Origin of the sequence: Pediococcus stilesii (assembly GCF_001437075.1) — a bacterium.
In the GTDB taxonomy this organism is placed as follows: domain Bacteria; phylum Bacillota; class Bacilli; order Lactobacillales; family Lactobacillaceae; genus Pediococcus; species Pediococcus stilesii.
Genome location: NZ_JQBX01000031.1, coordinates 1 through 8,743, shown reverse-complemented (window position 1 = coordinate 8,743; position 8,743 = coordinate 1). Strand labels below are relative to the sequence as shown.

Here is an 8,743-nt window from a genome sequence, read left to right as displayed (position 1 = left end):
ACTTTAACTTTTTGGGTATACCTCACAATTATATTTTAACCCAATCTTTTTTAATATTTAGTTTTTTTTGTTTTGCCAGTCCAACGTTGATAACCATTTTTTAAGATATAAAGCTTATCAAAGCCTTTCTTCGACAAGAGCATTGCTGCGCGACCGCTAAAAGTACGCCCCTGGTCGTATAAATAAACCGGTAAATCTGAACGAAGCTCTTGTGTTCTTGTCTTCATTTGCGAATAAGGAATATTTCTTGCTCCCAAAATATGTCCCGCATCGAATTCTTTCTTTTCACGAACATCGATGATTTGGGCCTTTCGCATTCCAGCACGAAATTCGTCATCGTCTAACAACGTTGAAATCTTTCCACGTTTCCAATAGAGGTATAGTTGATATACCAGATACGCAATAATTAAAATAATTAATACTGTATTTATCCAAAAACTTGCTGAATTACTTGCGGCAGCAGCAACCATGTTCTCTCATCTCCAAAAAATTTATTTTTTATGCAAATACACGAGCTAATGATGCTGCTCCAATGACACCAGCATCATTTCCAAGACGTGCTAACTTAAGTTGTGTTGATGAACGAACGGTTGAAAAAGCAAATTCTTCAAAGTAATTACGAACACGATCTAATAAGAATTCACCTGCAGCGGAAACACCACCACCGATTACAATACTTTCAGGGTTCAAAGTATTTGCCACATTACCAAGCGCTAAACCTAATAAGTAGCAAACTCGATCAACCACTCGAAGTGCTAAAGCGTCACCCTTTTTAGCCAAGTCAAAAACTAATTTAGAAGTGATGTCTTGTCCGTCATCCGCCTGACGTTTAAGCTCTGAATCGCCAGAGAATTCTTCAGCCATATCGCGAGCAACATGAACTACACCAGTTGCACTAGCATATTGTTCAAGGCATCCTCGCTTACCACATGTACAAAGGTAGCCATTAGGTTCAACCGTAACGTGGCCGACTTCTCCGGCAGCACCGGCTTTACCATGAAGTAATTGTCCACCGGCAATTAAACCTCCACCAATACCAGTTCCTAATGTCACAAATGATACGTCTTCACCGTTTTCTCCGGCACCTTTCCAGCGTTCGCCCAGTCCGGCAACGTTAGCATCGTTATCAATAGCAAACTTCATTCCCGTTCCATTTTCGATTGCATCTTTTACGTATTGGGTTTCTTTCCAATTTAGATTAAAAGCACCAACAACCGTTCCATTTTGACGATTTACAGTACCTGGTGTACCCATTCCAATGCCAATGAATTGTTCTTTGGTCATTTTATATAAATCTAAATGATGATTAATAGAGTCAATAATATCCGGAACAATATGTGATCCTTCGTCGAGAATATTAGTCTCAACACTCCATTTTTGTTGAACTTCACCATCTTCCGTTAAGATAGCAAATTTAATTGTTGTTCCGCCAAGATCGACGCCGATTAACTTACGTTCCATTCCCTTGAAACCCTCCATTATTTTTGTTGGTTATTTTTAACCTCTTCGATGTGATGTTCACGTCGTAAAACGAGCTGAGCTTTCACAAAAGTTGCTTTGTCAACAACCCCTGCTTTATATAAGTTTTTCAATTCAATACTCATTAACTCAATATCCCATTCACGTTTTCCAACGTAAACAAACACGTTAAACTGCTTTAAAAGCTGCTGCACATCATAAAGTGTTTTCATAATACCATCTCAACTAATTTACCAGATTATTTCTACAATGTAAACGCTAATTTAAGAAACGTTGCCATCATAAAAAGGAGTAACACCGCGCCACTACTACGTTTCCAAGTTGGAACTTTTCCTAAATTAGGGAAACTAATAATATACGCCAGTAAGAAACCGGCGACCAAACCTCCAACATGGGCAATAATATTAATATTTGTTCCAATAAATCCCCCGAGAATACCTAGAACACTAAAAATTAACATCTGACGTCCCATTCCCGCCAAAAAAGGATAATCCCGATATTGCTCAGCCATCATTAACCAAACACCGATTATTCCAAAAATTGCTCCACTCGCCCCAGCGGAAACCGTATTAGGACTAGAGAATGCTAAGGTAACCACATTCGCAAAAATACCAGAAAGAACATAAATGGTTAGAAACTTCCAGTGTCCAATGATTCCTTCTAGCAATCGGCCAATGAAGTACAGAGTAATCATATTAAATAAAATGTGTTCGATGCCAATATGAACAAACATTGAGGTAAAAATCGTTAAAAGTGCGTTACCATTTTTAACTAATTCTGGAACCATCGCACCATGAGTAACTAGCACCATAATATTGGTACTTCCACCGACTAATGTTAACCATATAAAAACTAAAACGTTAATTCCAACAAGCAATTCAGTTATAAATGGGCCATTCAACCGTGACTTAAAACTTTGTCTTAACTTATCCAAAAGACCCCACCTAACTTTCCAGTCCTTTCGAACCATCAAATTGAATGCCGTTTTCTGAAATAATTTTATCCAATGGTATATCAAACCGTTCCACCGACCATTGTGGCGCAGAATAAATCTGTTCGGAAAACGCTAGAACAATTTTAGGAGCCTGTGTCTTTAAGAGAAAACGATCATAATATCCGCCACCGAATCCTAAACGGTATCCTGAGGTTGTTTCATAAGCTAATCCCGGTACAATAATCAAATCTAGTTTTTCCGGTTGGATTACCCGACCATTTTGTGGTTCAAGAATTCCAAAAACTTTTGGTTCAAGCTTTGTTTCACTCGTAAATTCAACGAATTCCATCTGACGTTTCGGTAACGTTCTCGGAATAAACACATTTTTACCCATTTGACGCATTTTTTCGATTATATCATTCGTGTTTAATTCAAAACCATGACTTAGAGTAATGGCAATGTTTTTTGCGCCAATAAACTCATTTTGTTGAAAAAGAACTCTGGCAATCGCCGTCTCTTTGTTTGCCTTTGAAACCTCATCGATTGTACTCAATAACTTAATTTGTTTTTCTCTAAAAGCCGCTTTTTCCATCCACGTAGCCTCCTAGGGGTTTTAAATATAAAAAAGACCAGAAGCATCCACAGTTGCGGTCTCCCAGTCTTAATTACGATTATTTTGTTTCTTTGTGTAATGTAACCTTGCGTTCACGTGGGCAATACTTGTTTAATTCCAAACGATCCGGATTGTTACGTTTGTTTTTGCTTGATAAGTATTGACGATTATGGCATTCAGTACATTCTAAAGTAATGTGTACACGCATTGGAATGACCTCCATTAATATATATATTTGAATTCTAAAATCCACTAGCACCGTATATACTACCACTAATTTAACTTTATTTCCAGAGCCAATTACTTTTTAATTGGCATTAAGGTTTTGAGCGGCCGTTTCAGCCGTTGCTTTAGTTGGATTTGTCAAAGTTGTTTTGGACTGAACATACTTCCAATATGCAGAATAAATTTTCTTTGCTGCTTCCATATTATTCGATTCCGCATTCGTTCCTAATCCAGGCAGTGCTAGGGCAACTACAACTTGAGGATCATTTGACGGAGCAAAAGATGCCAGAGATAGAGTTACCGTTGACTTACCATTAGTCGTTGTTTGTGCTGTACCAGTTTTAGCCGAAATTCCTGGAGAAATCCCAGCCAATGGTCCACCAGTCTTATATTTACTATCACCATGAACCACATCATATAATCCATCCGTAATCAATTTTTTCTGACTACTACTTAATCCAATGTAGTTTAAAACCTGCGGTGACGTGGCACTTTGGACTTTTCCTAGTTTACCATTTTTTTGGCTACTACGAATTTGTTCAACAACATGTGGGGCCACACGGTAGCCCCCATTTGCAATCGTTGACATGTATTGAGCGACTTGCAATGTCGTATAAGCGTCGTAATTACCAAATGATAAATCGAGAGCCTTACCAATATTTGCTGCACCCGAAGGACCTTTATATCCCGAAGACTCTCCTGGAATATCGATTCCGGTCTTGGTCCCCAATCCGAATTGTTCGAAATATCCGCGCATTTTACTGAAAACGTCTGGATTCATTCCTGCTAATGAAACTCCCGAACTGTACTTTAGTCCGCCCTCTTTCATTGCAAGCTGCATCATATAGGAGTTAGATGATACTTCTAGAGCTTTAGAAGCATCGACTGACATGTTGGCACTCCCGGAGCTATTAAACCACGAGCTTTTAGAATTTGTTCCGGCAACTTTGATTGGTTCATCGATCAAGGTATTATTATTGGTTGAAATAACGCCATCCATTAATGCTCCTGAAATCATTGCACCTTTTACAACCGATCCCATGACAATTGGTTCATTAATTGTGCCTAGAGCATTGGCCGTCATCTTACCCGTCGATGGATCTCGATCTGCACCCGCTAAAGCAATTACTGCTCCAGTCTTTGGATTCATGACCACCGCGTATCCTCCGGTCGATTCTCCTCCGGCACTCTGAGAGGCTTCCGTCATAATTTTTTGAACTTCTTCTTGAAATTTTGAATTAACGGTTAAAACTAAGTTATCACCCTTTTTACCAGCATATTTTTGAACCTTTTTGACAATTTGATTTCCGGAACTAACTTCAACTGCCGTTTGCGACTTTGAGCCCTTTAAAACTGGTTCATATTGTTTTTCAAGATAGCTTTGTCCCACGCTGTCGTTTCGTGCGTAGCCCTCTGCCAAAAGTGTATTAACTTCGTCGCTTGGTAGTCCTGTTTTAGTACTACTTACCGTTCCTGTCAGTGTTTTTATGTTATCACCTTCTGGATAACTTCGCGTCCAACTAGTCGAAATTTTAACCCCTGGCATGTCCGATAAATGTTCCCCAATTTCCGACAACTCTTCGCTGGAAATTCCGGATTCTTTAATATATACCGTTGAAAGCTGGTAAGCACCATTTATAATCTTAAAAATCTTAGCCGCGTTTGTTTCTTTATCTGATAGTTTTACATTCTTTTCTTTTATATAGTCCAGTTCTTTAGAACGAATAGCTTTACTAGATAAATTTTTTTGATTATCCGGACCGGCAACCTTTTCTTGATAATATTTGCTTCTTTTGGAATCGGCCAACAGATATTCTGCCACGTTAGTACTGCTAAGTGTCGTTTCATTATCCATTGTTAGATACTTTCCCAAATTGTTAGAAACATCATACATATCCTGAGCTAAAACATTAACGCCCTTAGTATAAGAGATTGCCTGATGGGCTTTGTTTCCCACCAACACCTTTCCAGTCGAATCATAAATCATTCCACGCTGAACATTGCTAGTTTCAACCGTGTTATCAGTTCGATTTACCTCTGCCTGTAACTTTGATCCATATAATATTTGCAAATACCCCAATTGGCCAACCAATAGAAGTAATAGTGCACTAACGACAAAAAAGATTAAATTTAAGCGAAAAGGTAATTCACTTTTTTGCCGACGGAATTTTTTAGGACTTTTCATTGTTTATACTTGCTCCTTTTGAATCACTTCGTTCATTCTACCAGAAAATATATAAGTGTACTAATACTATTAAAGAAGTCTTAATCATGTTTTGTGCTATCCTAGTACTATCAATTTAAAGGTTGGGTTTCTCATGAATTTTATTAAAAAAAATCAAGAGCTATTAATAAGTGGATTGGTTCCTGCACTAATTCTTCTTGGGTATTTTATTTATCGCGGGTTTGCGCCCTTTGGAACTTCAAGTTTATTAACCGTCGATATGGGTCAACAATACGTTGCATTTTATGAATATTTTCGCGACACATTGTTAAAACATCCTGGGCAGTTTTTTTATTCCTTTTCGAACGGACTTGGTGGTGATATGTTTGGCACCTGGACATATTATCTTTTAAGCCCTGTCAATCTAATTTTGCTCCTCTTTAAAAAAGAAAGCATTACAACTGGAATCCTAATTGTAACCATTTTAAAATATGCACTCTCTGGACTTACTTCGGCAATATTTTTAAAACATATGATTCAAGACCATCACCTCCAACACCCCAGAGTAAGCGTTATTGGTTTCTCGACGGCGTATAGCCTAATGGCATTCTCAATTGCCAATCAGCTCAACCTTTTTTGGTTAGACGCCACAATCCTTTTACCAATTATCATTTTAGGCTTGGATTACCTAATTGAAAAAAATCAAACTGTAATTTTTATACTTTCCATGAGTTTTATGGTAATTATTAACTACTATTTTGCCTACATGATTGGAATTTTCACATTACTCTATTTCATTTGGAAAAATCAGCACTTTTCGATAAAAAAAATATTATTATTTATTAAATCCTGGATTTTTATTTTAATTTATTCAGCAATCGCCTGGATGCCAACCCTGTGGGCTTTACTCCACGGAAAGGCTAAATACACCGAAAATAACGTCCAATGGTCTTTTGAGTATTCTCCAATTAAGATGCTTACAAAATTAATCCCTGGTACTTTCAGTTTCAAGCAAATGTCTGATGGCTTGCCCAATATATATGTTGGAATGTTTGTTTTAGTGGCGTTCATTGCTTACTTTTTTAATCAAAATATTAACTTTAAATCACGTATAAAAGCGTTATTAATTACGTTCGTTTTCTTGCTATCATTTTGCTTTTCACCACTGGATTTAATTTGGCATGCAATGCAGTTTCCTTGGTGGTATCCATATCGTTTTAGTTTTATTTTTAGTTTTTGGGTAATAATACTAGCTTTCAGAGGATTATTATCACCAATAAAAAACAATCTAATTAAGCCGATCATTGTTAGTTTAATTGTTATGCTCTTCACCATCTACGCGTCGGTTACTAATCTGCCTAAAATTTCAGATTACATGACTAATAATCAAATTCAATTTGGGGTTATAACTTTTATTGCCGCCCTTATTTTTTGGGTTGGATTTCAAACGTCAAGTTTTAATAAAATTTTAACGCCAATTCTAGCAATTTTTATGATTTTAGAACTAACTGTAAATGTAATTTGGTCTCTTAACCGAATCAGTTATGTGAGTCAAACAGAATTTTCAACATACAGTGCCGCAGCTCGTGCTGCAGTTGGTCAGCTACAGGAAAAAAGCAATCAATTTACCCGAATTGGTACTAATTTTTCGAGGACTAAAAATGATCCAATTCAGATGAATTATAATGGTGGTTCCAGTTTTAATTCCAACTTAGAGACCAACATGTTAAATGCGATGAGTGCCTTGGGTCAACCAACCACCTCTGGAAACGTATCATACATGAATGGAACGTTGATTACCGATTCTTTGTTGTCATTTAAGTATTGGTCGTTCGTTGATGAACAAGCCGAACACAGTCCCTTCTTAACACGTAGCGTGCGTCACGATGTTTTGGAGAGGTACCAACGCTTAGATAGTACTCCATATTCAAATAGTTATCTAAATCCTTTTTCACTTCCATTAGGATTAACAACCGCCAAAAATATTGGTAATAAGTTAGATGGTTCGCATCCTTTAAGTTACCAAGAGCAACTACTGCAAAACATCAGCGGTAATACCGCATCACTTTTTTCTGATATCACGGACCAGGCCCAGATTTATTTTTCGAATGTAACGACTACTCCTAACATTAAAAATGGCCTTCTCACGAAAAAAAAGTTAAACAAATCGGCCTCCGTTACTTTTGAATTTCAGCCTAAAAATAATGATCCAATTTATATAACAGCTGGCTCGCAAATGGCACATGACAATGCCGATATTTTTGTTAATAACCAGCGTATCACTGAAGATATTGACTATGAGCATCCGATTGTATTATCCATTGCAGATCAAGCAAAAAATAAAAAGGTTCGAATTCAAATTGTTTTAAAGAAGCAAAGTCTATTGCTATCGGATTTCAGCGTTGTATCCTTGAATTTTAAGCGTTTTGAGCGTGATTATGCTCTATCTAAGGTAAGTAGCTTCAACAACGTTAAATCCTCGGGAAACTCCATTACAGCGAATTTAACGGTTAACAAGCAAAAGCCTTATCTTTTCACATCCATCCCTTACAGCTCAGGCTGGACAATCAAGGTTGACGGAAAAAAAGTTAAGAGCGTGCAAACAGGAAATTATTTCCTTGGAAGTTCTACGCCCCTTAAAGCAGGTAAACATAAAGTTGAGTTGTACTATATTCCACCATTCTTCTTACTTGGAAGTATTATCACTTTATTCGGAATAGTTGTTGTATTAATTCGAAAATTCATCAAAAAATAAACCCCGCTCAAAAATAAAGGTTCTACAATATCTGTTGTTGGTAATAGACTTTGTCTATTATCAATGACAGATTTTTTGGTTATTATTAAAGAAAATAAAAAACGGATATTCCCCATCCGTTCCTCAAGTCAACCACTACGAAGATTTTTCAGAAAGAAGGAAATATCCTTATGATTAATAATACTACTAAGTCGTTACTAGGTATAGACGATGAACATATTAAAATTGCCGATGAAGCTGAAATTGTCGATGGTGTCATTAGATTGACCGGCATTTTAGACTACCAGCCGGAGGCTTGTCATCATTGCGGAATTATCAATGAGGGACAAATTATTAATTATGGTTGGCGAAAAACAATCGTTCGTTTCACCAAGATCCTCGAAAATACAGTTATTTTACAGTTAACGCGGCGAAACTTTCGTTGTAAAGAATGTCAATCTAACTTCTTAGCTCAAACCGATTTGGTTCCTAAAAACTGTTCCATTTCCAATCAGATTCGCAAGGCGTGCTTGATTAAGCTTGAAGAACCGGTTTCTTCAAAACATATTGCTGATGAATTATCTACATCAGATG

The 8,743-nt window shown here is 37.1% G+C and carries 8 protein-coding genes and 1 pseudogene; 2 read left to right on the top strand and 7 right to left on the bottom strand.

Annotation, left to right across the window (positions count from 1 at the left end):
* Positions 1–50: 50 nt before the first annotated feature.
* From IV81_RS08940 to IV81_RS08915, 7 genes are all read right to left on the bottom strand, one after another.
* On the bottom strand, positions 51–470 hold the full coding sequence (locus IV81_RS08940; RefSeq protein ID WP_057804353.1) for a rhodanese-like domain-containing protein: 420 nt from the start codon (positions 468–470) through the stop codon (positions 51–53).
* A 28-nt stretch (positions 471–498) separates the two neighbouring features.
* Positions 499–1,461 carry an ROK family glucokinase gene (locus IV81_RS08935; protein ID WP_057804351.1) on the bottom strand — a complete coding sequence of 321 codons (963 nt, stop codon included), beginning with the start codon at positions 1,459–1,461 and terminating at the stop codon, positions 499–501.
* 17 nt (positions 1,462–1,478) lie between these two features.
* Positions 1,479–1,691 (bottom strand): YqgQ family protein, encoded by a 213-nt coding sequence (locus IV81_RS08930; protein WP_057804349.1) that lies wholly within the window; start codon positions 1,689–1,691, stop codon positions 1,479–1,481.
* A gap of 32 nt (positions 1,692–1,723) precedes the next feature.
* Positions 1,724–2,413, bottom strand: a complete 690-nt coding sequence (locus IV81_RS08925) for a rhomboid family intramembrane serine protease (protein ID WP_057804347.1) — start codon at positions 2,411–2,413, stop codon at positions 1,724–1,726.
* 10 nt (positions 2,414–2,423) lie between these two features.
* Complete coding sequence (locus tag IV81_RS08920; protein WP_057804345.1) at positions 2,424–3,005, bottom strand: 5-formyltetrahydrofolate cyclo-ligase; 582 nt, start codon at positions 3,003–3,005, stop codon at positions 2,424–2,426.
* Positions 3,006–3,084: 79 nt separating this feature from the next.
* On the bottom strand, positions 3,085–3,234 hold the full coding sequence (gene rpmG / locus IV81_RS09235; protein WP_004165222.1) for a 50S ribosomal protein L33: 150 nt from the start codon (positions 3,232–3,234) through the stop codon (positions 3,085–3,087).
* A 99-nt stretch (positions 3,235–3,333) separates the two neighbouring features.
* Entirely contained in the window at positions 3,334–5,436 is a 2,103-nt protein-coding gene (locus tag IV81_RS08915) for a peptidoglycan D,D-transpeptidase FtsI family protein (RefSeq protein ID WP_057804343.1), read from the bottom strand.
* Positions 5,437–5,569: 133 nt separating this feature from the next.
* Here IV81_RS08915 and IV81_RS08910 point away from each other — a divergent pair, with 133 nt between their 5' ends.
* Both IV81_RS08910 and IV81_RS08905 read left to right on the top strand, forming a co-directional pair.
* Complete coding sequence (locus IV81_RS08910) at positions 5,570–8,170, top strand: YfhO family protein (RefSeq protein WP_057804341.1); 2,601 nt, start codon at positions 5,570–5,572, stop codon at positions 8,168–8,170.
* A gap of 170 nt (positions 8,171–8,340) precedes the next feature.
* Positions 8,341–8,743, top strand: a pseudogene (locus IV81_RS08905) (transposase family protein); the annotation flags it as partial.

What these genes read in the sequence shown, in the direction of transcription:
- IV81_RS08940 (WP_057804353.1), bottom strand. Translation starts at nt 470, where the DNA reads ATGGTTGCTGCTGCCGCAAGTAATTCAGCAAGTTTTTGGATAAATACA.
- IV81_RS08935 (WP_057804351.1), bottom strand. Translation starts at nt 1,461, where the DNA reads ATGGAACGTAAGTTAATCGGCGTCGATCTTGGCGGAACAACAATTAAA.
- IV81_RS08930 (WP_057804349.1), bottom strand. Translation starts at nt 1,691, where the DNA reads ATGAAAACACTTTATGATGTGCAGCAGCTTTTAAAGCAGTTTAACGTG.
- IV81_RS08920 (WP_057804345.1), bottom strand. Translation starts at nt 3,005, where the DNA reads ATGGAAAAAGCGGCTTTTAGAGAAAAACAAATTAAGTTATTGAGTACA.
- rpmG (WP_004165222.1), bottom strand. Translation starts at nt 3,234, where the DNA reads ATGCGTGTACACATTACTTTAGAATGTACTGAATGCCATAATCGTCAA.
- IV81_RS08915 (WP_057804343.1), bottom strand. Translation starts at nt 5,436, where the DNA reads ATGAAAAGTCCTAAAAAATTCCGTCGGCAAAAAAGTGAATTACCTTTT.
- IV81_RS08910 (WP_057804341.1), top strand. Translation starts at nt 5,570, where the DNA reads ATGAATTTTATTAAAAAAAATCAAGAGCTATTAATAAGTGGATTGGTT.